Origin of the sequence: Glutamicibacter sp. M10, from assembly GCF_025452055.1 — a bacterium.
Classification (GTDB): Bacteria; Actinomycetota; Actinomycetes; order Actinomycetales; family Micrococcaceae; genus Glutamicibacter.
The window spans coordinates 736,083-761,332 of record NZ_CP104918.1; the positions used below are offsets into that span (position 1 = coordinate 736,083).

Annotated in this window: 26 protein-coding genes and 1 pseudogene; 15 read left to right on the forward strand and 12 right to left on the reverse strand. The window is 57.5% G+C overall.

What is annotated here, in order from left to right:
* The first annotated feature begins 85 nt into the window (after nucleotides 1-85).
* The 4 genes from N6V40_RS03615 to N6V40_RS03630 all read left to right on the forward strand — a co-directional run bounded on the left by N6V40_RS03615 (nucleotide 86) and on the right by N6V40_RS03630 (nucleotide 3,978).
* A complete protein-coding gene (locus tag N6V40_RS03615) occupies nucleotides 86-427 on the forward strand; it encodes a DUF1801 domain-containing protein (protein ID WP_242632513.1) in 342 nt (113 codons plus the stop codon).
* Between the two features lie 81 nt (nucleotides 428-508).
* On the forward strand, nucleotides 509-2,122 hold the full coding sequence (locus N6V40_RS03620) for an AMP-binding protein (protein ID WP_131089503.1): 1,614 nt from the start codon (nucleotides 509-511) through the stop codon (nucleotides 2,120-2,122).
* Between the two features lie 220 nt (nucleotides 2,123-2,342).
* A complete protein-coding gene (locus tag N6V40_RS03625; RefSeq protein WP_262199049.1) occupies nucleotides 2,343-3,713 on the forward strand; it encodes a glycosyltransferase family 2 protein in 1,371 nt (456 codons plus the stop codon).
* 43 nt (nucleotides 3,714-3,756) lie between these two features.
* Nucleotides 3,757-3,978: a hypothetical protein gene (locus N6V40_RS03630; RefSeq protein ID WP_242632511.1), complete on the forward strand. Its 222-nt coding sequence runs from the start codon at nucleotides 3,757-3,759 to the stop codon at nucleotides 3,976-3,978.
* Here the strand turns inward: N6V40_RS03630 and N6V40_RS03635 are convergent.
* Nucleotides 3,940-4,638, reverse strand: a complete 699-nt coding sequence (locus N6V40_RS03635) for an EAL domain-containing protein (protein ID WP_262199050.1) — start codon at nucleotides 4,636-4,638, stop codon at nucleotides 3,940-3,942. The genes N6V40_RS03630 and N6V40_RS03635 overlap by 39 nt on opposite strands.
* 193 nt (nucleotides 4,639-4,831) lie before the next feature.
* Here N6V40_RS03635 and N6V40_RS03640 point away from each other — a divergent pair, with 193 nt between their 5' ends.
* From N6V40_RS03640 to N6V40_RS03650, 3 genes are read left to right on the forward strand one after another with little or no spacing between them, the layout of a single operon-like run.
* A complete protein-coding gene (locus tag N6V40_RS03640) occupies nucleotides 4,832-5,782 on the forward strand; it encodes a GGDEF domain-containing protein (RefSeq protein ID WP_262199051.1) in 951 nt (316 codons plus the stop codon).
* Between the two features lie 20 nt (nucleotides 5,783-5,802).
* Entirely contained in the window at nucleotides 5,803-6,051 is a 249-nt protein-coding gene (locus tag N6V40_RS03645; RefSeq protein WP_262199052.1) for a hypothetical protein, read from the forward strand.
* Nucleotides 6,035-6,226 carry a GNAT family N-acetyltransferase gene (locus tag N6V40_RS03650; protein WP_262199053.1) on the forward strand — a complete coding sequence of 64 codons (192 nt, stop codon included), beginning with the start codon at nucleotides 6,035-6,037 and terminating at the stop codon, nucleotides 6,224-6,226. Before N6V40_RS03645 ends, N6V40_RS03650 begins: the two co-directional genes overlap by 17 nt.
* 33 nt (nucleotides 6,227-6,259) lie before the next feature.
* Here N6V40_RS03650 and N6V40_RS03655 read toward each other — a convergent pair.
* Nucleotides 6,260-7,749 (reverse strand): annotated as a pseudogene (locus N6V40_RS03655) (SulP family inorganic anion transporter).
* 630 nt (nucleotides 7,750-8,379) lie between these two features.
* Between N6V40_RS03655 and N6V40_RS03660 the strand changes: the two are divergent.
* Entirely contained in the window at nucleotides 8,380-9,561 is a 1,182-nt protein-coding gene (locus tag N6V40_RS03660) for a glycerate kinase (RefSeq protein ID WP_262199054.1), read from the forward strand.
* Here the strand turns inward: N6V40_RS03660 and N6V40_RS03665 are convergent.
* Nucleotides 9,546-10,388, reverse strand: coding sequence for an SDR family oxidoreductase (locus N6V40_RS03665; RefSeq protein ID WP_262199055.1), 843 nt, complete (start codon nucleotides 10,386-10,388; stop codon nucleotides 9,546-9,548). The two genes, N6V40_RS03660 and N6V40_RS03665, sit on opposite strands and share 16 nt — an antisense overlap.
* A 17-nt stretch (nucleotides 10,389-10,405) precedes the next feature.
* On the reverse strand, nucleotides 10,406-10,552 hold the full coding sequence (locus N6V40_RS03670; protein WP_262199056.1) for a hypothetical protein: 147 nt from the start codon (nucleotides 10,550-10,552) through the stop codon (nucleotides 10,406-10,408).
* Nucleotides 10,553-10,747: 195 nt separating this feature from the next.
* On the opposite strand from N6V40_RS03670, the gene N6V40_RS03675 reads away from it, so the two are divergent.
* Nucleotides 10,748-11,806: a sugar diacid recognition domain-containing protein gene (locus tag N6V40_RS03675; RefSeq protein ID WP_131089494.1), complete on the forward strand. Its 1,059-nt coding sequence runs from the start codon at nucleotides 10,748-10,750 to the stop codon at nucleotides 11,804-11,806.
* 61 nt (nucleotides 11,807-11,867) lie between these two features.
* On the opposite strand, the gene N6V40_RS03680 is transcribed toward N6V40_RS03675, so the two are convergent.
* Nucleotides 11,868-12,128 carry a type II toxin-antitoxin system Phd/YefM family antitoxin gene (locus N6V40_RS03680; RefSeq protein ID WP_131089493.1) on the reverse strand — a complete coding sequence of 87 codons (261 nt, stop codon included), beginning with the start codon at nucleotides 12,126-12,128 and terminating at the stop codon, nucleotides 11,868-11,870.
* A gap of 315 nt (nucleotides 12,129-12,443) precedes the next feature.
* Here N6V40_RS03680 and N6V40_RS03685 point away from each other — a divergent pair, with 315 nt between their 5' ends.
* Entirely contained in the window at nucleotides 12,444-13,805 is a 1,362-nt protein-coding gene (locus N6V40_RS03685; RefSeq protein WP_262199057.1) for a GntP family permease, read from the forward strand.
* Nucleotides 13,806-13,895: 90 nt separating this feature from the next.
* Here the strand turns inward: N6V40_RS03685 and N6V40_RS03690 are convergent, their stop codons facing one another.
* Nucleotides 13,896-14,261, reverse strand: coding sequence for an SdpI family protein (locus tag N6V40_RS03690; RefSeq protein WP_131089489.1), 366 nt, complete (start codon nucleotides 14,259-14,261; stop codon nucleotides 13,896-13,898).
* Between the two features lie 313 nt (nucleotides 14,262-14,574).
* Between N6V40_RS03690 and N6V40_RS03695 the strand changes: the two genes are divergently transcribed.
* From N6V40_RS03695 to N6V40_RS17265, 3 genes are read left to right on the forward strand one after another with little or no spacing between them, the layout of a single operon-like run.
* The gene (locus N6V40_RS03695) at nucleotides 14,575-15,801 is read left to right on the forward strand and encodes an acyl-CoA dehydrogenase family protein (RefSeq protein ID WP_262199058.1); all 1,227 of its coding nucleotides are present in this window, start codon (nucleotides 14,575-14,577) and stop codon (nucleotides 15,799-15,801) included.
* 26 nt (nucleotides 15,802-15,827) lie between these two features.
* Nucleotides 15,828-16,595 carry an acyl-CoA dehydrogenase family protein gene (locus tag N6V40_RS17260; protein WP_315973762.1) on the forward strand — a complete coding sequence of 256 codons (768 nt, stop codon included), beginning with the start codon at nucleotides 15,828-15,830 and terminating at the stop codon, nucleotides 16,593-16,595.
* A complete protein-coding gene (locus N6V40_RS17265; RefSeq protein ID WP_315973763.1) occupies nucleotides 16,544-17,056 on the forward strand; it encodes an acyl-CoA dehydrogenase family protein in 513 nt (170 codons plus the stop codon). Before N6V40_RS17260 ends, N6V40_RS17265 begins: the two co-directional genes overlap by 52 nt.
* 79 nt (nucleotides 17,057-17,135) lie before the next feature.
* Here the strand turns inward: N6V40_RS17265 and N6V40_RS03705 are convergent, their stop codons facing one another.
* Nucleotides 17,136-17,456: a hypothetical protein gene (locus N6V40_RS03705; protein ID WP_131089484.1), complete on the reverse strand. Its 321-nt coding sequence runs from the start codon at nucleotides 17,454-17,456 to the stop codon at nucleotides 17,136-17,138.
* A 404-nt stretch (nucleotides 17,457-17,860) separates the two neighbouring features.
* Between N6V40_RS03705 and N6V40_RS03710 the strand changes: the two genes are divergently transcribed.
* Nucleotides 17,861-18,298 carry a DUF6069 family protein gene (locus tag N6V40_RS03710; RefSeq protein WP_131089482.1) on the forward strand — a complete coding sequence of 146 codons (438 nt, stop codon included), beginning with the start codon at nucleotides 17,861-17,863 and terminating at the stop codon, nucleotides 18,296-18,298.
* Nucleotides 18,299-18,365: 67 nt separating this feature from the next.
* Here N6V40_RS03710 and N6V40_RS03715 read toward each other — a convergent pair whose 3' ends face one another.
* The 4 genes from N6V40_RS03715 to N6V40_RS03730 form a co-directional block, all read right to left on the reverse strand.
* Nucleotides 18,366-20,027 carry a glycoside hydrolase family 13 protein gene (locus N6V40_RS03715; protein WP_262199059.1) on the reverse strand — a complete coding sequence of 554 codons (1,662 nt, stop codon included), beginning with the start codon at nucleotides 20,025-20,027 and terminating at the stop codon, nucleotides 18,366-18,368.
* Nucleotides 20,028-20,088: 61 nt separating this feature from the next.
* Complete coding sequence (locus tag N6V40_RS03720; RefSeq protein ID WP_262199060.1) at nucleotides 20,089-20,964, reverse strand: carbohydrate ABC transporter permease; 876 nt, start codon at nucleotides 20,962-20,964, stop codon at nucleotides 20,089-20,091.
* A complete protein-coding gene (locus tag N6V40_RS03725; RefSeq protein WP_262199061.1) occupies nucleotides 20,961-21,887 on the reverse strand; it encodes a carbohydrate ABC transporter permease in 927 nt (308 codons plus the stop codon). The genes N6V40_RS03720 and N6V40_RS03725 overlap by 4 nt, the downstream gene beginning before the upstream one ends.
* 18 nt (nucleotides 21,888-21,905) lie before the next feature.
* A complete protein-coding gene (locus N6V40_RS03730) occupies nucleotides 21,906-23,117 on the reverse strand; it encodes an ABC transporter substrate-binding protein (RefSeq protein WP_262199062.1) in 1,212 nt (403 codons plus the stop codon).
* 149 nt (nucleotides 23,118-23,266) lie between these two features.
* Between N6V40_RS03730 and N6V40_RS03735 the strand changes: the two genes are divergently transcribed.
* The gene (locus N6V40_RS03735; RefSeq protein ID WP_262199063.1) at nucleotides 23,267-24,460 is read left to right on the forward strand and encodes an ROK family transcriptional regulator; all 1,194 of its coding nucleotides are present in this window, start codon (nucleotides 23,267-23,269) and stop codon (nucleotides 24,458-24,460) included.
* An 89-nt stretch (nucleotides 24,461-24,549) separates the two neighbouring features.
* On the opposite strand, the gene N6V40_RS03740 is transcribed toward N6V40_RS03735, so the two are convergent.
* Nucleotides 24,550-25,188, reverse strand: coding sequence for an MFS transporter (locus N6V40_RS03740; protein ID WP_262199064.1), 639 nt, complete (start codon nucleotides 25,186-25,188; stop codon nucleotides 24,550-24,552).
* Nucleotides 25,189-25,250: the final 62 nt, after the last annotated feature.

The window sequence follows — 25,250 nt, forward strand, 5'->3', positions numbered from 1 at the left end:
GTAGTGGCCAGAAAGTCACGGTTTGGCCACACGATGACGGCGCAAAATCTGCGCTTTTCGGTAAGACTTTAGAGGAGATACGACGATGATTTTTGGCAAAAAGGGCGATGAGGCAGTTCGCAACAAACTCGGTTCGGCGCCAGCACCTTATGGCCAGATTGCGCTGCGCTTGCACGAGCTGATTAGCCAGAGCGCTCCTTCGCTTGAACCAATCGTTCGCTGGGGCCTGCCGTTCTACGTTAAAGACGGAAAGGATGTCTGCTACATCAAGCCAGGCAAGGAATATGTGGTCTTTGGTTTTGGTGAAGTAGTGAACCCGGCGTTTGAAGAAGGTGCGCACATGCACCCTGTGGCTTGGACGATCACCTCACTTGACGATGCCACCGAAGAGAAGATTCGCGCGTTGCTCCAGAAGGCTGCCGGCTGATAGTTGGCAGGTTGATGGCCCCGGACTATTGTCTAAAATGTGACGCAGTGCACAATTTAGAACAGGTTGAAAGGTGTCCAGATGAAGTCCTATGCCAAGGGCGAGAGCGAACCGAAGCTACTAGATGAGACGATTGGCGCTAATTTTGAGCGCACGGTGGCCCGTCTGGGAACTGCCGAGGCGTTGGTGGAATCTAGTAGCGGGCGACGCTTCAGTTGGCAGCAGCTGGATGATCAAATCAACTCTCTAGCCAAGGGCATGATCGCCGCGGGACTCAATCCGGGGGATCGCGTAGGAATCTGGTCACCAAACTGCGCCGAATGGGTTTTTACCCAATACGCCACGGCAAAGATTGGCGTCATTTTGGTGAACGTGAACCCGGCCTACGGCACCCATGAATTCGCCTACGCGGTCAACCACAGTGGGCTGCGGATGCTGATGGCCGCGACCGAGTTTAAGACCAGCAACTACCGAGCAATGGTGGAGCAAACGCGCACCGATACTCCGGGACTAGAACGCGTGGTGTACCTGGATACCGATGACTGGCAGCAGCTACTTGATGAGGGTTCATCCGTCCAGGACGCGCAACTAGCGGCTCGACTGGCCGCCACCAAACCCGAAGACCCTATCAATATCCAGTACACCTCGGGCACCACGGGATACCCCAAAGGTGCCACGCTCAGCCACCGTAATATCCTGAATAATGGCCATCAGGTCACCGGCATGATCGATCTGGATGAGCACGACCGGCTGTGCATTCCGGTGCCGTTTTATCACTGCTTCGGCATGGTGATGGGCAATCTGGGCTGTACCTCGCGCGGTGTCACGATGATCATTCCGGCCCCGGGCTTTGACGCGGAAACCACCCTGCGTGTGGTGGCAGAGGAAAAGTGCACCGGCCTGTACGGGGTGCCCACAATGTTCATCGCCATGCAAAACCACCCCAAGTTTGCCAACTACGATCTCTCTGCGCTGCGCACCGGAATTATGGCCGGCTCCATCTGTCCGGTAGAAGTGATGCGCCGCTGCGTTGAGGATATGGGGATGGGCGCGGTATCTATCGCCTACGGCATGACCGAAACCAGTCCGGTTTCTTGTCAGACCCGCAGCGACGATGACTTTGAGCGTCGCACGGCCACCATCGGCCGGGTGCACCCCCACGTGGAAATCAAGGTGGTCGATCCGCTGAGCAGCGAAACGCTTGAGCGCGGGGAAACCGGCGAATACTGCACCCGAGGTTATTCGGTGATGCTCGGCTACTGGCGGGATGAGGAAAAGACCAAAGCGGCCATCGACGATGAGGGTTGGATGCATACCGGCGATCTGGCGGTGATGCGCGAGGATGGCTACTGCACCATCGTGGGCCGAATTAAGGACATGATCATCCGTGGCGGCGAGAATATCTACCCGGCAGAAATTGAGGAGTTCCTCTACCAGCACCCGGATATCGAGGACGTTCAGGTTATCGGTGTACCCGATGAAAAGTATGGCGAGGCAGTGTGCGCCTGTCTGCGCATGAAAGCCGGACGAGCACCACTGGATATTGATGCGCTGCGGGAATACTGCGCGGGGCAATTGGCGCACTTTAAGGTTCCGGCCTATGTGCAGATCGTTGAAGATTTCCCCACCACGGTCACCGGCAAGATTCGCAAAAATCAGTTGCGTGAGGTGGCCGCGAAATCGCTGCAGCTCTAGGGCGTGCCCCGTTCATCGGGTGCTGGGGGAACGCGGTGCTTTTGCCGGAGGTGAGTTGCGTCTCCGCCAGGTGCCGAGCCACGCAAAAAGATGCTAGCTTTGCTAAGTAACTTTCTTGGGCAAAATCGTCGGAGACGCCTGCGACAGGCCCGTGCGTGCGGTGCCGCACGGTGATCCCGTAACGTGAACGGAGCGCGTACGTGCAAAAGCATTTCAGCCGATGGGTGGGCATCGCTGTCGTCCTGATTGTCGTGGCCGCGGCCGCGCTGCTGTTGTGGTCCATCAGCCTCAGCGGCAAGCCGGTGTCGATGTGGAACCCAGTGGAGCTGCGGATCGGCGCGCTCTGGACCACGTTCTACAGCACAGAGCTGCCCGATCTGTCCATCCTGGTATTCGCGGTGTCGGCCGCGGCGATGCTGGTGCTGCTGGTGGTGCTTGGCGAGCGCTTCGTGACCTGGCGCTATCGCCGTACGCCAATCCAGAAATCGAGCCGACCGCTGGCGCCGAAAGCCGTGATGGCTCGCACCCGCGGTGTCCACGCAGGCGAAGTCACCGTGACGGTGCTGATTCCTGCGCACAACGAGGAAGCTTCCTGCCCTTTACGCTCAAGGCCCTCGAGGAGCAGAGCTTCAAGCCATCGCGGATCATCGTGGTGGCCGACAATTGCACCGATGCCACCGTTGCGGTGGCCCGCGAGCACGGTGTCGAGGTCTTCGAATCGGTGGAGAACAAGCACAAGAAGGGCGGGGCGCTGAACCAGGCGCTGCAGGCCATTTTGCCGGCGATGGGCGATAACGACTGCGTCATGGTGATGGATGCGGATTCGCAGATCGGCGCCGGATTCCTGGAAACCGCGAAGGACCGGTTCACCTGGGACCGCGCGCTGATGGCGGTGGGCGGTCTCTTCCACGGCGAAGAGGGACATGGGCTGCTCGGCCAGTTCCAGCGCAACGAATACACCCGCTACCAGCGCGAGATCGAGCGCCGCAATGGCAGGGTCTTCGTGCTCACCGGCACTGCCTCGGTCTTCCGCACCGCGGCCCTGCGCACAGTGGCCGCGGCCCGCGGCACCACGCTGCCGGGCAACCCGGGCGAAGTCTACGACACCGCCGCGCTGACCGAGGACAATGAGCTGACCATTGCGCTGAAGACCCTCGGCGCGCTGACCACCTCGCCGACCAGCTGCACGGTGGTCACCGAGCTGATGCCCAGCTGGAAGATGCTCTGGGCCCAGCGCCTGCGCTGGCAGCGCGGTGCGCTGGAAAACCTGGGCGCCTACGGGGTGAGCGCGCAGACCTCGCGCTACTGGGCGCAGCAGATCGGCATCGGCTACGGGGTGATTGCCCTGTTCAGCTACTTCGCGCTGATGCTCATCATGATGGTTTCGATGGACACCTGGGTGTGGTTCCCGTTCTGGATGCTGCTCGGGGCGCTCTTCGCGGTGGAACGCATCGTCACCGTCTGGCATGGCGGATGGCGCGCGCGGATCGTCGCGGCCCTGGTAATCCCGGAGCTCGTCTACGACGCGTTCCTGGATCTGGCCTTCCTCAAGGGCGTGGCGGATATCGCCTTCGCCCGCAGCGCGGATTGAAGCATGTCGAGCACGCAGGTGCCGCACGGAAGGAATTGGGCTGATGGTGGAACTTCTGGTGCACGTGCCGCGCGGGATCATCCTGCCCGAGAGCGTGCTGCTCAGCGACTGGTTCGCGGTGCTGGCCTCATTCGTCGCGATCAACACCGTGCTATACCTGGTGCTCGGGCTGGTGAAGCTGCTGCCGGTGATCCGCCTGAAGAGCACGCGGGGCCGCGAACGGCGTTCAGAAACCCGGAGTATCGATCCCGAGGCGTTGCCGTAGCCCGGCCATCGCTTCAGGAAGCTGCTGTGCGTCGAGGCCGGGGCTGAAGTAGAAGCCCTGGGCGTAGTCGAAGCCCAGATCCTGGGCCAGGGCCAGATGCTGCGCGGTTTCCACGCCTTCGACCAGGGTTTGCGCGTTGATCGCCCTGGCGGCGGCCAACAGCAGGTCCACATGCTCATGCGCTTCGGGCGATGACCGGTAGTGGACGAACAGCGACCGGTCCAGTTTCACGATGTGGGGCTTGAGCTGGGTGATGCGTTCTCGGGTTGCATAGCCGATTCCAGCATCGTCAACCAGCAAGAGGCAGCCGAGCTCATCGGCGCTGATCCGGGCCCTGCCGCACAGTTCCGGTGCGGAGAGCTCATGCAATTCCAAACCCCAGGCCAGCCGGGGGTCCAGCTCCGGGCGCTGCTTGGCGAAGGCATCGATGGCCGGCCCCGAAGCATTCATGGTCAGCAGCAGGCCATCGGGGATGGCATGGCTGGCGGCAAGGATCTGGTCCAGGGCGCGCAGTTCCAGATCAACTAGACTGCCTGCAAGGCGGGCTTCATTAAAATGCGCCTGGGGAGTGCGGCCATCGCGGAACCGGGCCAGCGCTTCGAAGCCCGCGAGGGCATGGTGCCGCAAGTCTATAAGTGGCTGGAATACAAATTTCATCATCCGCCGATCAGGCCGAAATTGAAGGACTTTGCCGTCGCTGTATTGCGCGGCTCGCTAGTGGAAATCTTACAATGGACTGGATATGGATACGCGGTTTCTGGGGAAAAAGGACCGACGAGCACAGGTTGGCTATAGCTGGTGGTACCGGCTACTGCCGCCCAGAGCTCGCGCAATCAAGCGCCCGGAAGTAGCGGTGACCGGGTTCATCGCCTGCTTCTTCATACTCTTCTACCTGATCAATTTGACCTACGACTTCGAGTCGGTGGTCAGGGAGTTCCTGGGCTATGTCCGCTTTGCCGGCGCGATCCTGGTGCTCCTGCTGATCTACATCAAGCTGGACCGATTCCCGCTGTGGATCGGTTACCTCGGGGCACTGACCGAGCTTGTCGCCTTCGCCTACTTCGTCGGACTCTCTTCGGATTTCGAGCAGATCGCCTTCCGGCTCCAGGAATTCCCGCTGATCACCTTGTACCTGGCCTGGATCTTCGACCCCAGGCTGGTGCGATGGACCATCTACCCGGCGCTGGCGTGCGCCCTGTACCTGGCCTACCTCTACGGGCCGCAGTCAGGCATGGCGCTGCATAGCGGATGGCTCAATGTGCTCAGCCTGGTGCTGCTGACCATCGGCGCCTCCGTGATTGGCAGCTACGTGAAAGCCCGCTTCCGCTACCAGTCAGAGATCGACGAACTCACCGGCGCGGTCAATCGCCGCGGACTGCAGTTACGCGGAGAACTCATGCTTGCGTCGTCACAGCGCTACCGCCGGCCAATGGCGGCAGCCCTGCTGGATATGGACAAGTTCAAGGCAATCAATGACGAAGGCGGCCATGAGGCGGGTGACCTGGCCCTGAAAGATCTGGTGGCGCATCTGGAAACGAGCACGCGCAGCAACGATGTGGTGGCCCGGTTGGGAGGCGACGAATTCGTGATCTTGTTTCCCGGCACCACGCGCACCCAAGCCCAGCTCCTGATGGATCGCGTGCAGTGCGCGTCGTCGCAAGCGTGGAGCTTCGGTGTTGCGCAGGCGCGCAAGGACGACAACCTGAGCACGATGATCCTGCGTGCGGACCGCGACATGTATGCCTCGAAGCGCGATCGGGCCTCGCGCGAAGGCCGAAATCCGGGGGACATCGGCACGAAATAAAACCGTGGCAGGCTTGAGCCATGGATATCAGGATGATCGAGGCCGATCCGCTCTCCGAGCCGGTGCAGCGCATGGTGCGACAACATTTGGCCGATATGGCTCCCACCGCGCCGCACGAGAGCCGACATGCCATGGCCAGCAATGCGCTGGCCGATGAAGCCGTCTCGATGTTTCAGGTCTGCGTCGGTGAAACGGCCATTGCTATGGGTGCGTTTGAAGGACCGGGGAGAGAACGTGGCGGAGCTCAAAAGCATGCGCGTTTCTCCTGAATTCCGCGGACGCGGCATCGGACGACGGTTGCTTGATGAGCTGATCATTACCCCCGGGCAACGAGGTTTCTCGCTCTTATGTCTGGAAACCGGGACGCATGAGTACTTCACAGCCGCCCGGGCCATGTACGGGGCCGCTGGCTTCACCCAGTGCCCGCCGTTTGGCGACTACTAGCTCGATGAGAACAGCGTGTACTACCGGCTGGAACTAGCCTAGTTTCCCGCCGAGGCGGTCCTGCATCTTTTGGCTGGCCTCATTAAGCCCACGAATTTCCACGGTTTTGCCATAGTTCTGGTACTTGGTGCGGATCGAGTCCATCGCCGCGATGGTCGAAGCATCCCAGAGGTGCGACGAGCTGAGGTCAATGACGATCTGCGCAGGATCTTCGGCGTAATGGAACTGGGTGTACAGGTCGTTGGAGGAAGCGAAGAACAGTTCACCGTTGACCTCGTACAACACCTGATCGTCGGTTACGGTCCTGGTCACCGCGACCATGTGGGCCACCCGGTTGGCAAAGAGCACCATCGCGGACAAGATGCCCACACCAACGCCGATAGCCAGATTGTGGGTGGCCACGGTGAGCACCACGGTGATGGTCATGACAAAGGTTTCGCTCTTGGGCATCAGCTTCAGCGTGCTGGGTTTGATGCTGTGCCAGTCAAAGGTGGTCGCCGAAACCACGATCATCACCGCAACCAGCGCGGCCATCGGAATTTGTGCCACCACGTCTCCGAGCAATACCGCCAGTAGCAACATAAAGATGCCGGCAAAAGCCGTGGAGATGCGGGTGCGTCCGCCGGAGGTCTTCACCCCGACCATGGTTTGACCGATCATCGCGCAACCGCAGATCCCGCCGAAGAATCCGGTGATGATGTTCGCCGTGCCCTGCGCCCAAGACTCGCGGGTTTTGCTTGACGGGGTGTCGGTGATGTCATCTACCAGCTTGGCGGTGAGTAAGGATTCGAGCAGGCCCACAAAGGCCACGGCAATCGCGTAGGGGGCGATGATCTTCAAGGTTTCGGCGTTCAGCGGCACCCCAGGAAGATGTAAGAGTGGCAGCGAATCGGGTAGCTCTCCTTATCTCCCACGGTAGGCACAACAATTTTCGCGAAGATGGTGATCGCGGTGAGCACCACAATAGCTATCAGTGGAGCTGGCACCGCCTTGGTGATTTTAGGGAAGAAACAGACGATGGCCACGCCCAAGACCACCAGCGGGTAGACCTGCCACGGCACATTGCGCAGTTCGGGCATTTGCGCCCAGAAAATCGAGATGGCCAGGCCGTTGACGAAGCCGATCATCACCTGCCGGGGGATAAAACGTAGCAGTTTGGCCACGCCCAACAAGGCGAGTATCACCTGGATGACTCCGGCCAAGACCACCGTGGCAAAGAGATATTCCACCCCATAGGTGCGCACCAGCGGGGCTACCACCAGTGCCACCGCTCCGGCGGCGGCAGAAATCATCGCCGGACGTCCGCCGGTGAAGGCGATGACTATGGACATGGTGAAGGAAGCAAAGATGCCCACGCGCGGATCGACCCCGGCGATCACGGTGAATGCGATGACCTCGGGGATCAGGGCTAAGGACACCACCAGACCGGCGAGCAGTTCGGTTTTGAGTAACCGAGGGGATTTTAGGGTGCGCCATACCGACTGGCGTTGCAGCGGGGTCAGTTGTGCGATCGCGGTGCTCACCGGGACTCCATTCACTTAGGCGTCCCACGGCATAAATCGTGTGGGGACCTATCTAAGTTACCGCACCGGGCGAGGCTACTACTTATATTTGAAGCCCCAGCCACCGGAATACTCCGGAGGGCTGGGGCTTCTCGATCATCACTCGCACCTTCAATGAGGTACTTACTACTCTAGGGGTGCTCTCTGTGCGTCGAATAAGCATGGACTGCACATTGTCTTCGGGTGTTGTCGGCTGCCGCTTAGTTGCCGTCAGAGGGCAAGAAGTGGCCCTGTCGCAAGACCGACAGGGCCAGTTCTTCGTCATCACTCGCACCTTCAATGAGGTACTTGTAACTCTAGGGGTGCACTCTGTGGATGCAATAAGCATGCACTGCGCAGTGCCCATGTATCGGGGGAAAGAGCTTAAAGAAAGTTCCCGTTGGGCAATATCCAACGGGAACTTTTACGATCATCACTCGCACCTTCAATGAGGTAATTTCTACAATAACGACGCTTTCTGTGCCGATCCTTTGGCTCAGCTTCGCATTGGCGATGATTGGGCACCGTGCACATAACCGATGCGTTTGATGGGCTAGAAATACGGTCACCAGCCCATAGTCTCCCGCATGCAAGCTACCTAAGCTGGGAAGCATGAACCCTCAGCAGAATTCAGCACCCGTGGCCGACGACGTCCTGCGGGTAGCAATTGTTCCCGATTCCTTTAAAGGCAGTGCACGGGCCGGCGATGTGGCCGCTGCATTGGCGCAGGGATTTTCCAAGGGAGCGCAGAGCCTGAAGCGCAAGGTTGATATCACCGCTGTTCCTTTTGCTGATGGTGGCGAAGGAACCCTAGAAGCACTAATCGATACCTGGGGCACCGAAGCACTCACACTAGAGACCACCGACGCACTTGGTCGGCCGGTCACCTCGCGACTTGGGCTTTCCAAAGATCAGAAGATCGCTGTGGTGGAAGCTGCCGAAGCCGCCGGCTTGCCACAGGTGAGCGACGTGGAACGAAAGCCGCTTGAAACAAGCACCTATGGGCTAGGTGTGCTGGTGTCTCACGCACTTGAACTTGGAGTACTACAAATCATCTTGTGCCTCGGCGGTTCGGCCACTACCGACGGTGGAACTGGGCTGCTCAGTGCGCTGGGTGCCAAATTCCTGGATGAACAGGGGCAGCAATTACCCGCTGGTGGCGGTGCGCTGGGCAAGCTGGCGAAGATTGATACCTCCGGGCTTGATCCACGAGCCACCCAAGTGCGCTGGCAGATTGCTTGCGACGTGACCAATCCATTGCTTGGTGCACAGGGCGCGGCTGCGATTTTTGGCCCGCAAAAGGGAGCTGACAAAAACGACGTGCAGGTGCTGGATCAAGGCCTCGAGCGTTTGGCCGATGTCCTTGAAGCGGACACCGGGCGAAATTTGCGTCAGGATCCAGGCATGGGTGCGGCCGGCGGGCTGGCGGTCTGCTTGGCTTCCTACTTCACGGTGGAGCTAACTCCTGGCTGGGAGCTCGTCGCACAGGTACTGAATGCCCATGAAATTTTAGGCTCGGCCGACCTGCTGCTCACCGGTGAAGGCAGGCTGGATAGCCAGTCCCTGAACGGCAAGGTAGTTTCCGGCGTGCTTCAAGCAGCCGGCGAACATGCCGATGTGATCGTGGTGGCCGGGTCCGTTCAGCTCAGCGATGATGAACTGGAAAGCTCCGGCATCCTGGCCGCATACTCCATCGCGCCGGGGCCAGCGAGTCTGGCAGAACTTTCGGCCGATACACTCGGGTTGGTTCAGCGTACGGCGTTTAGTCTCGCACGGACCTACTTGCGCAGATAGTCCTCGAAAGACATGGGTGCTGTGCCGGTGATGATTTCGATATGGTCGCTGACCTTGGCCATGGTGGTGCTGGAGATCGCCGTATAGGTGCTAACCCAGGCGTCCAGCTGCCAAGATGGTGCTCCATACTCGGCACGCGAAGCGTAAGCCTCTTTGATGGATTCGTCGTAGAAGGTGATGTTTTGGCCACGCACTTCGCTCAGAATCCGGGCGACATCGCTCATGCTCAAGGACTGCGGGCCGGTCATCTCATAGGTGGCGCTGGCATGTTCGGAGGCCGAAGCGAGAATTTTTGCCGCGGTGCGTGCAACATCTGCTCGGGCTACCGGGGCGAAGTGTCCGGTCCCGGCCGGCCCACGGATCACCCCATCTTCGCCTACCAACGCGGGCAAAAAATCTAGGTAGAAGCTATCGCGCAAGAAGGTGAAGCGCAGTCCCGAAGCCCGCAGATACTCTTCGGTGGCGTAGTGTTCGCGGGCCAAGGTGAATTCCGCGTCGGGTGCCGCAGCGGTAAACGAGGTATAAACGATGTGCTTCACCCCGGCGGCTACGGCCGCATCAATAAAAGTGCTGTGCAGATCCATCCGGTGATCACTCTCCGGAGCGGAGACCATGAAGAGCACTTCGATGCCGGCTAGTGCATCTTTGCTTAAATCACGGTTGGCATAGTCGAAAGTGCTGGCTGTTGCTTCCGGAAGTTGCGGTGCGCGGGAAAGGTCGCGGACCAAGAGTCGTTGTGCAACGCCTAGGTCGGCAAGATTTTGCGCAACGAGTGAGCCGAGCGCACCGGTCGAACCGGTGACGGCAATGTGCTGGGTGGAAGCCATGACAGGGCTATATCTGATTAGCTCTGGTGCGCCTGGGGTGTCGCCCGAGTGGCAACATAAAGGCAGCTCAGGAAGCCAACCAAGCTCAGCGTCACGGCGATCGGGCCACTAATGCCGTGCAGGTATTGAGTCCAAGTCATATTCAGTGTCACCAGTAGTGCCACCAGAAATCCTCCGGTTAAGTAACTGATCGCCGAACTCATGGTGAACCTTTCGTCGCGATACTTGACTATGGCGAGACTAGCACTGTGAACGAGCAAGGTGAAGTAATTCATAGCAGTAAGCGTGCCGATGTTTTTGGGTTGACTCCTGATTGGTCCCACGGGCCTTGAGTGAGCGCGGACGGTTAGGATGATTCCATGAGCGAAAAGGAGCAACCTCGACTGGCCAGTGCATTAGCGCAAAAGGTTGTCGACACCATTGCCCCAACTATCAATCGCCATGTGAACATCATGAATGCGCACGGGATTATCATCGCTTCCAGTGATGCGTCCCGGGTTGGGACGCTGCACGAGGGCAGCGTTCAGGTGATCCGTCGCAATGAAATCATTCGGGTCACTCAGGCTGATGAATCCGCTGGAACCCAACCGGGAGTGAACCTTCCGCTGCGATTGAACGATCAGTTGTGCGGAGTAGTTGGCGTGACCGGCGCACCACATGAGGTTGAACCGCTGGCTGATCTGATTGCCTTAACCGTGCAGTTGCTCTTCGCTCAGGAACGCGAGCATTCGCACAGTGCTCGGAAGGCTGCCGAAGCCAGGGACATTATTTCGGCTCTACTCGCCGGACACGTGGCCGCTGAAGTAATCGAGCGAACCCTAGAAACACACGGGCTGCGCGCACCATGGCAACTTGAACTGTGGATACCGCGCAGCGAACAGGATCCTGAGTTGGAGCAGCCTGCGCTCGACGGGATACGCACCGCATGGGTGGGGCTATTTGGCGCTCACTGGCGACTTCGGAAAGCCGGTGGTGAGGCAGTCGACGCCCCGAAAGCTAATGATCGCTATCTTGTCGGGCCGGAGGCTTCGGACGCAGGGGAACTATTGGCGCAGGCCGAAGTGTTGCGTACTTTGGTGGCTCGTCCGGCGCTACTGCCGCAACACGGACATCAGGCAATCTGGAATCAGGATATCGCCGTAGCTGTGGCGCGCGCGCCCGCACGGAGCCTGAAGTATCTGGCCCTCAAAGCGCAGGTGCTGAACCAAGAGCAGGCCAAAACCCTGCTGGTGGTCGTCGCAGCATCTTCTATGTCAGAGGCAGCAGAATCCTTGCATATTCACCGCAATACGCTGGTGCAAAGGTTGGAACGGATCGGCCAGGTGACGGGTGTTGAGATTCGGCAGGCCGCCGAGTCGCTGCGTTTGCAGCATGCTGTGTATGCGCGGATCGCGCTGGATGAACTGCGAATCTTCTAGCCGGAGTTCTTGCAGGCAAGCGCCTTAGTAGTGGTAGCGGGCCTGACTCGTATGAGGCGCGTTAGTCCTCAAGGTCAGAACGGTCCAGTTCATGCTCGGTCCGTACTCCGTTGCGAACTCGCTCATAGGAATCGAGTAGTCGGCGAGCGTTTGCCGGGGAGTGAAAAAGATACGCGGATTCTTGCCATACCGCGTATTCGTCAGCGGGCATGAGCACCGCGTTGCCCTTACGGGAGACGATCTCGATAGCTTCTTGATCAGCATTAACCCGCTCGATTAAGGAGAATAGGGTCTTACGGGCTTCACTTGCGCTGATCGCCATGACGTCTCCTGAAACTAAAAGCGTTTATTAGAACCAAGTTTGCGGGACAACTCGATAAATGACTAGATGCACGAGTTGGCGCCCAGCGAGAAGCTGATCTTTGGATCTCGCGCACACATTTCACCCCTTGATCCCTATGAATTCTGGGCAAATGCCCATAGGTTATTTTTTGTCTGGTTCCTAGTATTGGCACAATGGTTGCTCTTTAAGCACGGTCGCACCGAATGTTTTCGACTGCGTGTGATCGCGTAACCAAAGCTTGAGCCGCGTTGGTGAGCAACGAACTATCAAAATTGGCAAAGGAGCCAACCTACCGTGTACGAACTTATTGTTCTGTTGATTCTTGTGGTCGCCATTGTGCTGGTGACCGCACGATGGAAAGTCAGCCCCTTCCTTGCACTGATTGGCGCCGCAATTCTTGCCGCCTTTGCCTACAAGATCCCCTTGGCTGAAGTAGCCAGTACGGTCACCACCGCTTTTGGTAGCACCATGGGCAACATCGGCCTGGTGATTCTTTTTGGCACGATGATCGGCATCATCCTGGAACGATCCGGCGCAGCCATCTCCATGGCGGATGCACTAATCAAGGTGTTGGGAACAAAATTCCCTAATCTGACGCTGACGATCATCGGCTATATCGTCTCGATTCCGGTCTTCTGCGACTCGGGCTACGTGGTGCTCAACTCGCTGCGCAAGGCCATCACCCTGCGCACCGGCGTCTCCGCGCTGGCTACGTCGGTGGCGCTGATGACCGGTCTTTACGCGACGCACACCATGGTTCCGCCAACTCCGGGACCACTGGCTGCGGCCGCAAGTATTGGCATCGCCGATAACCTCGGATTGATCATCGCGGTAGGTCTGCCAGTGGCAGCAATTTCTGCTCTAGCCGGGCTGGCCTATGCCAGCCGGTTTAACAAGTCCACCTGGGCTCCACTGCCTTCCGAAGACGAAAACGACCTGGCTGATCTGGACTACGAACAGTTGCGCGCTAGCTTCGGCAAGCTGCCGCGCCCGGCTTTGGCCTTCTTGCCGATCCTGGTGCCGTTGATCCTGATCTGTGCGGCGTCGATCGCCAAATTACCTTCGCAACCCTTGGGTGCGGGAACGCTTGTTGAGCTTCTGTCATTTATTGGAACCCCGGTGATCGCGTTGATCTTCGGTCTGCTTTCGGCCACCTTGTTGTTGCGTGGGGACAATAAGCTCGCAGACTTCAATGAGCAGATGCATGAGTCGGTGCGCACCGCTGCGCCCATCTTGTTGATTACCGGTGCTGGTGCAGCATTGGGTGCTGTGCTGGCCGCGTCAAAACTGACCACGATTCTTTCGGATTCTCTCAGTGGTCTTGGTCTGGGCTTGGCGGTGCCGTTCCTGATTGCGGCGGCGCTGAAGTCGGCGCAGGGATCGTCCACGGTTTCCATGGTGACCACTTCCGCGCTGGTCGCGCCGATGCTCGGATCTTTGGGTCTGGATTCCCAGCTGGGCATGGTGCTTAGCGTTCTGGCCGTAGGCGCTGGTGCGATGGTAGTTTCGCATGCCAACGACTCGTACTTCTGGGTGGTTTCGCAGCTCAGCCGGATTCCGGTGATTACCGCGTACAAGACCCTCAGTATTGCTACGGCGATTCAGGGTACCGCCGCCTTTGTGACGGTATGGATCCTTGGGGCTGTGCTGCTTTAAGACGTGCTGCTCTAAGGTCCTGTCGAGTGCTTCGTACGCACCGCGCCTTCATTGCCCTTTGGTGTTGAAGGCGCGGTGCGGTTTTAACTTCTAGGCGGTTGGGTACTGCTTGGCGACGTTGTTGGCCCGGAAGCCCGCGACGAGCAGAAGTGCCAGGCATGCAATAAAGCCGGCAGTAGCGACGACAAAAGCGGCGGGGAAAATCTTCAGCAGGCTAAAAACAGCCGCAATGACCAAGAGGATCCATCCGGTCCAGGCCGTTACGCGAAGCATCGGTGCAGCGTGATGGTGAGCAGCTAACCACGCTTCATCGCTGGAGAGGGTATGGCGGGTTCTGATGCCCACCATGGTATTTCGCTTGAGTCGCCCATCGGCGGATCGTGGTGCCAAGATGCTCGCAGTGAGCGCGAGGATAGCTAGACCGAACATCAAACTCAGCGTGCTGAATGAATCCATGGAATTTCTCTGCCTCTCGGTGTGCTTGTATTCAGTCTATACGGTTGTCATATTTCTCAAAACCCAAGACATCACCAAACTTTCACCACGGATATTCAAATACTCGCCGATTCACACGAGGTCATAGGCCGAAATACGGCGACGGTTTTTGGGTCTGATGGGGGCCCGGGCCATGACGTTTCATGACGATATTCCGGCAGGTGACGCGGGCTCTATCGTCGTCGGTTCGTCGATGTTTCACTGGAGGGACAAACCATCCAGAGCGGCTGACAGACCTGGTTCCGTGACGCCGCAGCAAGTAGGGAGAACGAAGATGACTGTACTAAGTACGCAACTACCACGCGTCCCTTACATCGGAACCGCCGATGACGCCGAGCTTGATCGCTGGCGCGAAGTCGCCCAGAACGTGGCGGACCAGCTGGCTGTTGATGCACTGGAACGTGACCGCAAAAACGAGCAACCATTCGCTGAGGTGAAGTTGCTGCGTGAAGCCGGTCTATTGGATCTGCTGGTTCCTGCCGAGTTTGGCGGAGCAGGAGGACACTGGGAAACAGGCTTCGAAGCGGTACGCATTATTGCTGCCGCCGATGGTTCGGTCGGGCAGTTGCTGGCCTACCACTACATCAACCAGTCGGGCATTGCGTTCTACGCGGCCCCAGAAACTCAAGGCCAGTGGTGGCAGCGCACGGTTGAGGGCGGCTGGCTCTGGGGCGACTCGGTCAACCCGATTGATCCCACCTTGACGCTGGTTCCCCAAGGTGATGGCTTCACCCTGAACGGTGGCAAGCGTTTCTCCACTGGTTCCGGTGTTGGTGAAGTCATCGTTGTGAATGCTGAAATCACCGAAGGTGAACGCGCCGGTGAGGTGCTGGCCTTTGTGATTCCGCGCGACCGCGAAGGTCTGGAAATTGTTGATGACTGGGATTACCTAGGTCAACGACTGAGCGCCTCAAACTCGCTGAAGTTCCACAATGTACAGGTGCAGGCCTCAGATATCCTCGGTCCGGTCACCGCAGAGCCGGTGTCCACGCTACTGACTCCGGGAATCCAGCTAGCCTTTGTGAACTTCTACTTAGGCATTGCCGAGGGCGCACTGGCTCGTGGCAAGCGGATCATCTTGGGACGCAAAAACGCTTGGCTGTTCTCCCAGGCAGAAACCTACTCTCAAGATCCGATTTTCCAGCGCACCATCGGAGAGCTTAAGGCGCGCACCGCAGCGGTGGCGGCGTTGACCGAAAAATTAGGGCGCAAATTTGATGCCCTACTTTCCAAGGCAGGCGAGGTGACCCAGACCGAACGCGCGGCGCTCGCCGTAGAGATTGCAGAGGCCAAGGTGGTGTCCACCGAAACCGCTATTGAGGTTGCCAACCGCATCTTTGAGGTCACCGGATCCTCGTCGGCCGCGAGCTCGGTGGGCTTGGATTTGTTCTGGCGCAATGTGCGCACCCACTCGTTGCATGACCCGGTGGACTACAAAAAGATCGAGGTTGGTGCCTACTTCCTGCGCGGAGAATCCCAGCCACTTTCGCTTTACACCTAAACCACAATCACGGATAGGATCCAACGATGACTGCACTTGCTACAGGCAATTCTCGCGCGACACTCAAAGCCCGTTTCGCCCCGATTTTTGAGCAGATTGCGGCCGGCGCCGCCGAACGCGACCGAACCGGTGAGCTGCCCTATCAGCAGGTGGCCGACCTTGCCGCCGCCGGTTTTGGTGCGGTTCGTATTCCAGAATCGCATGGCGGAGCAGGTGCCACCCTACCCGAGCTCTTCGAACTCTTTGTGGATTTGGCTGCCGCTGATTCCAACATCGCCCAAGCGTTGCGGGCGCACTTCGCGTTTGTGGAGGATCGGCTGATCTCTGCTCCTGGTGCGGGCCGGGATAAGTGGCTGGCTCGTTTTGTTGATGGTGAGCTGGTGGGTAATTCCTGGACCGAGGTCGGTACGGTGAAGGTCGGGGACGTGATCACCAAGGTCACCCCGGACGGTGAAGGTGGGTTCCGGATTAACGGCACCAAGTACTACTCCACCGGCTCAATCTTCGCTGACTGGCTGGATACCTACGCGGAGCGCACGGATACCGGCAAGCGGGTGATCGCCGCGGTCAACCGGCACCAGCCAGGGGTTGAGCTGGCCGATGACTGGGATGGTTTTGGTCAGCGCACCACCGGCACCGGAACCTCGACGTTTACCGATGCGATTGTGGCCGAAGAAGATCTGATCGACTTTGATACCCGCTTAAGTACCAGACTGCTTTTTATCAGCAGGTGTTATTGGCGGTGCTGGCTGGTTCGGCCAAGGCAGCGGAACGCGATTTTGCAGCAGAGTTAAAGGCGCGCAAGCGCACCTTCAGCCATGCGGCAGCCAATGTGGCAGCCGAGGATCCGCAATTGTTGCAGGTCATCGGCGAGGTTTCGGCAGTGGCATTTGCCGCGGCGGGAACGGTGGAACGTGTTTCGCAGGCTCTTGAGTCTGCCTATGAAACTGCGTTGGCTTTGCAGTCGGGGCAGATTTCGGTGGAAGAAGATGAAGCAGCCAATGATGCTGCCGAAGTCGCCAGCGCCCAGGCTCAGGTGGTGCTCACCCCGCTGGTGCTCAACGCCATCACCCATGCCTTTGATGCGTTGGCCGCTTCGGCCACCAGCGTTTCGAAGAACCTGGATCGGCACTGGCGCAATGCGCGCACCGCAGGTAACCACAACCCGTGGGTGTTCAAGGCGCGTCTGATCGGTGACCTTGCGGTCAACGGCACTGAATTGCCACGTGTGTGGGCCATCGGCGCCTCGAAGTAACCGTCAAAAATCTTGCAGGCCCAGCATTCTTTGCCGATGCCGGGCCTGCAGTATTTTGTGCGTCACGGCCGGGCTTCATTTAGGAATGGTTGCCCGAGCTGTGGGTGGTTTGCGCTGCTGTTGTCTGGAGCCGTTGCGTGCTCTGTGAGAACTTTTCGATGCGTCGTTCTGGCCCAAGAACTGGTTCTTGAGTGCTGTAGGCGACCTTTTTCCATCCGCACGAGGTGCAGGTCCAAGCCACTTCACGCATTGTCATCTGGGAATCATGACGCTGGCCAGCGTCGTGGCCACCTTCGTTGTCCCAGCTTTTTAATTGACGTTGCTCATCGATGTATCGACGGGTTTCGGTTTCTACCAACGTGTTTCGATAACACCGTGGGCAGCTGATTGGCTTATCCATGACGGATTCTCCGTTACTGCGTAGCCCTTATTGCTGCGAGTATCGCAGGCTTTGTGAATTGATGTGGATGCCACGTCACGGTGGCTAAAGAGTGATATCCGGTTCAACACTGCTGCGTTAATCTGAACGCCGTCCCAGAAATTGAAGGACAGCACAAGAGCTTGATGCCGGAAGGAGGAAACCTCTAACGAGGAAAAAGTGGAAGTAAACTCCAATTTCAGTTTACGCCGGTTTGACCAAGATGTACTGGGAGTTGTCACTGAGAGCAGGGCTTGGGCGCATCGGGTGCTCGCTCAGAAAGATAGCTTCCCTAACTGTCGTGGATCTCACGCACCAATGAGAGCCAAGGCACGGGGGTGCGAAATTAGACTTGTTGAGGACTTTCAACGATTTTGAGGAACACCATGACTGCTCAGGGACAACCAAATAGCCCTTTTAACTTCATTCAGGTCGTCATCGCCGCACTGGGCGCAGGCTACCTCAATGTCATCATCTTCTTCATCGGTATCGCTTCGGGCGCTTCGATGAAGGTTGGCTCTAACCCTGAGAAGGTTATCGGTTTTGATAACATCCTGCAGGCAACCTGGATCCCACTGCTGGCCTTTGGATTCATCGTGTTCTTGATCGGTCGTGCTAAGAAGGGCATCATCAAGGTTGCCCAGTGGGTCGGCTTGGTCATTGCAGTTGTATCGAGCATTTCCGCGATCATGACCGCTGCGGATGTAGCAACCGCCGTGACCTTGACCGTTATTCACATCGTGACCGGTGCTGCCTGGTTCTTCGCTGTTCACTACGGCAACAAGAAGCTGCACATTCCTGCTAAGGACGTTGTTGTAGCCTAAGGGTTCTCATACAAACAGTTCGGCACCGCAGAGACATTTCTGCGGTGCCGAACTGCTTTAACGGGTACTATTTGGCACGTAACCAAGCTGTTGTTGCTGCCGGCAACCGGCCAGCTTCATCTAATGGTGCACTGGAAAGCAGAAGGGTGCCTTCGGGAAGCGTCTGCGGCTGAGCGCTGAAGTTCGTGACGCTGATCCAGCCATTTGGTCGGACAAAACTGAGCACACCTTCGCTTGCATCTAGCCACTGGAGGGACTCATCGCTTTGTAGTTCCCTACGTAGGCGCAGCGCCTCGCGGTAGAGCTCCAGAGTCGATCCCTGATTGCCATTCTGTGCCGCGACGCTTAGTGAGCCGAAGGACTCCGGCTGCGGCAGATGGGGCTGAACTTCGCCAAACCCGAAGGATGGGCCCTCGGCTTCCCAAGGGATTGGCACGCGGCAACCGTCTCGTCCTACCTCTACGCCCTTGTTTTTAAAGAAGGCAGGGTCCTGACGCTGTTCGTCAGAGATCTCGGTGACCTCTGGCAAACCCAGTTCTTCACCCTGATACAAGTACGCGCAACCGGGAAGAGCCAACTCCAGCAGTGTTGCAGCACGCGCGCGGCGAAGTCCTAGCTCCGCATCCATTACCGAAGGATCGGCCCCGTGTAGCAACCACTTCTTCGCCGAGTCTGGATCACCGGCAAGAGGTAGTCCATAGCGGGTGGCATGGCGCACGACGTCATGATTGGAGTACACCCACGTGGTCGAAGAGCCAGCGATATTCGCTTGGTCGAGATTGAAAGAAATGATCTTCTTGAAGGCCGCTGCGTCAAAGTCTGCCTGCAACAGATCGAAATTGAAAGCTTGGCCAAGCCCGGTTGAACGTGCGTAGGCAGGACGACGATCGGAGTTGGTCCAGGCCTCTGCCACGGCAATCCGGGGAGGGTCGTACTCGTTGAATACCTGGCGCCATTGAGCATAGATTTCGTGGACCTCATCACGATCCCAGATGGGGTGGGTGCCGTCCCATGGGTGGGCATCAAGCTCCGCTTTACTGGGCAGATCCGCCAACGCTACGTCTTTGGTCAGTGCGTGGGCCACGTCAACGCGGAAACCGTCCACGCCACGATCGGACCAGAAACGCAGGGTCTTGAGGAAGTCCTCTCGAACCTCGTTGTTGGCCCAGTTGAAGTCGGGTTGTTCCTTGGCAAAGAGGTGTAGATACCACTGGCCATCTCCAACTGGCTCCCAGGCTGGTCCACCGAAGATGGATTCCCAATCGGCTGGAGGCAAGTCGCCATCGGGTCCTGCTCCATCACGGAAGATATAACGATCTCGCTCAGCTGAGCCCTTGGGCGAAGCAATAGCTGCTTGGAACCATTCGTGGAGATTCGATGAATGGTTGGGCACGATATCAACGATGACCTTAATGCCTGCCTGATGAAGCTGTTGCGTCATCTGGTCAAAGTCTTCCAAGGTGCCTAGTCGTGGGTCCACGTTGCGGTAGTCGTCCACGTCGTACCCGCCATCGGCGAGAGCCGATGGGTAGAACGGCGAAAGCCATACGGCATCGATGCCCAGGGTCTTGAGATAGTTGACCCGCGAAGTGATTCCTTTCAGGTCACCTAGACCGTCGGCGTTGGAATCCGCGAAACTGCGCGGATAGATCTGATACACGGCAGCTTGGCGCCACCAAGTAGCGTCCTTGGAAATGCTGGTGTTGGGGGTGGTGTCTTGCAGTGTCATGATGCTTCCTTTCAATGGTGTTTGCAGCCTAGGAATGGCTGGGTGTAGCGGTTAGTGCGGTTTAGGATTTGACGGCGCCTTGGGTCAATCCCGACATCACCCAACGTTGGGTGAAGAGATAGGCCACCACGCTGGGGGCCATGGCCATCAGGTACGAGGCAAAGGACACGTGGTAGTTATTCGAGAACTGTGTTTGGAAAAGTTGTTGAACCACGGGAAGAGTTTGATCTGCCTGTTGGGAGATGATCAGCGAAGGCATCATGAAGTCGTTCCACGAACTGAGAAACGCGAAGATAGCCACCGTGGCGCTCATTGGCGCCAAAAGAGGGAAGATGATCCGCCAGTAAGTGGTCCAGTTGCTGGCTCCATCGATGCGTGCGCTTTCTTCCAGCTCGCCCGGAAGGCCACGCAAGAAAGAGGTAAATAGCAAGACGTTGAAGGACAGTCCGAACATGACATGCAGAATCGCAACACCTGCCGGGTTATCTAGACCGAAGATGCCGGTGAGCTTGACCTGCGATAGGGCCAAGACCGGGAACGGCAGAAACATTGCTCCCAATAGGTAGTAGAAGCTGAAGCGATAGAAGCGCTTATTCCAGTTCCGGTGGATTGCATACGAGGCCATGGACGCCACAAGTACTGCACCAAGCACTGCTACGAGGGTAATCACCAGCGAGATAGTGAAGGCCCGCGGGAAGTTTACTAAGTCCCACGCTGCGGTGAACCCTTCAACTGAGAAAGGCTTTGGCAGCGAGAAGGCTTTCCCGTCAACGGCTTGCTTGGCGGATTTGAACGCCATTGAGATGGTGACGAACAGTGGAACCACGACGGCCAGTGCACAGATGCCCAAGATGCTGGTGGCCCACCAATTGATGCGTTCTCGTCCGATACGTGTGCGCGAGCGTTTGTTGAGTCGTTGCTGCAAGGTGAGGCTCATTTTGCTTGTCCCTTGTTGGTCAGGCGCAGTTGGAACAGCGCGATAATCAGCGAAATGATGAAGAAGACGGTCGCATTGGCCATCTGGTAGGCGTAGTCTCCACGTTCAAAACCGGTGAAAATTGTCATGGCAATCGACCTAGTTTGCACTCCGGGACCACCGTTGGTCAGGCCGACAATAATGTCGTAGGCTCCCAAGAAATTCTTGAATCCGATAATGATGTTGATACCGATGTATCCGGTCATCAGTGGAAGGGTGACATTCTTGAGCTGCCCGAAAGAACTGGCACCATCCAAAGACGAGGCTTCGTACAAGTCATAGGGGATAGCCATTAGACCTGCTATGTAGATGAGCATCGCCGATGGCACGGCCTGCCAGGCAGTAACGATGACGATGGATAGCCAGGCGAGGTCCGGGTTAGACAGCAACGACTCCTTAAGGAAGCCAATGCCAAGGTATTCACCTACGGCGGGCAAAGTATTCGAAAACAAGAAGTTGAAAACGTAGGCAATGACGATGCCGGAAATGACCATGGGCATGACAAAGATTGTCCGCAGAGCGACTCGGGCACGAATTTGTGCGGTGAGCCCAACTGCCAGGAAGAAGGCCAACGCATTGGTGAGTATGACAGTGACGAGAGCGAACCCGATTGTGAAGCTGTAGGAACCGATAATGGCTGGATCAGTGAACAAGGCGGCGTAATTTGCCAGTCCGACGAGGTTGTAGTCGCCAAATCCCACCGAGTCGGTGAAGCTGAAGTAAATGCCCATTGCCGCTGGCAGGGTGATGGTGATGGTGAAGCAAATCAACGCTGGAACGAGGAAGCCTAAGTAGGTGGCTTCGAATTGACGCCGTTTCACCGGTCGGGTGGGAGTCGCAACCTTAGCGTCGTTGCTGGGTTTAGTGGGGGTAGTTAGTGCCATGGTGTTCTCCTGAGCTGGCTAACTGCGTTGGGCTAGTCGGGCCCAGTCCGCGTCGAGGGTTGCTAGGGTCTGCTCTACGCTGCCGCCGGTCACCAGGCCCTGCATGTAGTTTTCGAAGGGGATAGTTCGCGGAATCGCCGTTGATACTCCTTGATAGAGACGCCCGGAATCGATGTACGGCTGCATCTGCTTCAGGCGAGGGTCTTTGGTCGGCGGTGAATCGGTACGTACGCCAAAACCGAGAGCTGATTCGTTATAGGCATCTTGGATTTTGGGTTGGCAGAGGAACGCGAGGAGTTCACGTGCTTCGGCTTTGTGGTCGGACTGTTCCGGGATCCACAGCGCTAGGTCGAGATTGACCCTGATTTTTAGGTCGTTGGGGTCTTCTGTCATCGGTAGAGGGAAGGCGCCGATATTGGCATCAGGATTGGTTTTGGCGATTTCAGGCAGAGCCCAAGGCCCCTGCAGGTACATGGCTGCTTTGCCATTGGCAAATGCAAGGTTGCCATCTCCGTAGCCACGATTGGCTGCGTCTTTGTTGGAGAACTTGGCCAGTTCTTGCATCTTCAGTAGCGGCTCGGTGAATGACTTCGAAAAGGTGACGGCAGCATTAGGGGTGAAATCCGAACCGATTTCTCGTAGTGCAGCAAAGTGCTGGTTAATGTCGACAGCCCCGCCCAAGGAATAGTCGGCTAATCCCTGAGAAGCGGTCCAAGCGTCTTTGAACGTGGAGTAGATGGGCGTAACGCCTAGGTCGGTCAGCTCACCGCAGAGTTCTAATAGTTCTGAATAGCGAGTTGGGATGGCGAGATCATGTTTCTCAAAAATGTCTTTGTTGTATAGAACGGCGGCGCCCATCATTGAGTAGGGCAAGACCGATGTCCGTCCGGGATAGTCGGGATAGAGCGCCAGGAGCTCTTTGATGAATGGCGCATTCGTCTTTTGCTGGGGCAAATCAGAGAGATCTGAGAGGGCTCCACGTTCTTGGAATCTTGCCATCTCAAAGTTGTAGTTGAGGCAACCCAAATCCGGTGGATCGTTGCGAGCGAATGCTGCAGAGAGTCCTGCAGTTACCTCGTGGGTTGCGGTAGTAGTTTTCTGGGAAGCATTGAACTGCCCCAACAGATCACGAAAGTAGGGGATCACTTCCGGCTTGGACTGGTTGAACCGAATTGTGGCTCGGGGGTCGCTGGGGCTGCAACCGGCCAGGGCCATGGCTCCGGTTGCCATTACCGATGCAATGAACGACCGTCGTCGCAACGGCCGTGACAAGGCACTTGATCCAAGATTCATAGGTTTCTCCAGTGGGAAGTGAAGTGGGTCACTTTATTTTCTCAGTAAATTTAGCATCTAAATAAAGTCACGTCTATACTTTGAATGTGAGTTCACCGAGAAATATTGATGCACCGAGCGCCGAGTCCCTAGAAGGCGTTACTGCGATGCGTCGTCGCAACACCCAACGCGTTCTGGATGCTGCTTGGGACTGTGAAGCAGTGACCGCCAGTGAGCTCATCTCGCTCACCGGTTTAACTCGTGCGACAGTGCTCAACCAAGCAAAAGACCTGGTTGAATCTGGTTGGCTTATCGAGGCCCAAGACACTCGGGCTGTTGGAGCTTATTCCAAAGGCCGACCGGCGCTACGTTATGAATTGAACCGAACTCATCGCCTGATTGCTGGAATCGATGCAGGCCAACACCGCATCAGCCTCACTCTCAGTGATGTGCGAGGAAATCTGCAAACTCGCGCTGAGGCAAAAGTGGATCCACTGTCTTCGGGACAGCATCGAGCTGACGTTACCGAGAAGCTACTCGCAGGCGTGTTAGCTGAATTCAACGTAGACAAGCTTGCCGCGATGGTGATCGGGGTCCCCGCGCCAGTTGATGCTTTCGGCACGTCGCCGGATGACGACAATGGTTTTTGGGCAAATATGAACCCTGATTGGAAATCCGCGCTCGGCAAATATACGCACCTCTTGAGGGTTGAGAACGACGCGAACCTAGCGGCGATTGCCGAACTGGCACATGGCACTGAAGGTTCTTTTGCCTCATTGATGATTGGTGAGCGCATCGGTGCTGGGGTTGTGGTCGACAACCACCTGCTCCGTGGAGCTAAGGGGTTGGCCGGTGAAATGCGGTTCCTTTCGCAAGTTGCCGGGGTCGGTGATGCTCACGGTTTGGGATATTTGGCTAGGGAGCAAGCAAAATCAGCGTTGGCCGCCGGCGTCAGTAGTAGCTTGGCGTCTTTGGACGCAGAGTCCTTGCGTGCAGAAGACGTATTTCAGGCAGCCGCGAACGAAGACCAGCTGGCACAGGAAATCCTGGAATCCCTCGGTGCCCGATTGGCTCGGATCAGCGCTGTTATTTCCGGCTTTGTCGGGTTGGAGCGTGTGGTGCTTTCCGGTGCGATGGCAGAAATCGTGGGGCCAGTAGTTTCCATTGCCCAGCGCGAGCTAGCTCAGGAACCGGCGCTGACTTGTGTCCAACTGACTGCTTCTACTCTGGGAAATGAAGTCGTGATGAGGGGAGCCGTTGACCTCGGAGTGCAGCTCGTGCGTACGGCTGCACCTTTCTAAAACACCGAGGAATGCAGCCCTGCGCGAGTGCGGGTGTTTCTATCGCTCCCGATGCACCGGGTAGATGAGCATTTACAGCCAGGGCACGTCTATGACGGGACGGGTTCAATCACTGGCGACTCGACCGCCTGACGCATGCGGGGCATCAACAGCAAGCTGGCAGCAGCTGCAAAACACAACACTGCAGCGGTAATCCACGCGGCCAGATAACTTCCGGTGGTCTCTCGGGATAGGCCTGCAGTCAGGGAGCCGGCACCTGCGCCGACCATATGGAAAGCGAACACCCAACCAAAAACGACAGTTGCTTTAACCGGTCCAAAGTACTGCCGGCACAAGGCCACCGTAGGCGGAACCGTGGCTACCCAGTCCAGGCCATAGAAGACGATGAAGATCCACATTATCGGCTGAACTGTGGGGCCCATCAGGGTGTGCAAGAACAGTAGCGACATTCCGCGCAGCAGGTAGTACACAGCTAACAGCAGCCATGGGCGTATGCGGTCGGTGAGCCAGCCCGAAAATACTGTTCCGAGAATGTCGAAGACACCGATGAGTGCCAACAATCCTGATGCCGTGGTGGCAGGCATTCCGTGATCGTGCGCAGCAGGAATGAAGTGCGTCTGAACCAGGCCGTTAGTCGACCAGCCACAGATCCAGAAGGTCATCGCCAGCACCCAGAATGCCGGGTATCGAGCAGAGCTGAAGAGCACCCGTAAGGTCGCCGCGGCCATGGATCCTTCGGGCTTCGCAGCGGGAACTGCAGGTGCGGTCGCGCCGTAGGGCAGTACCCCGA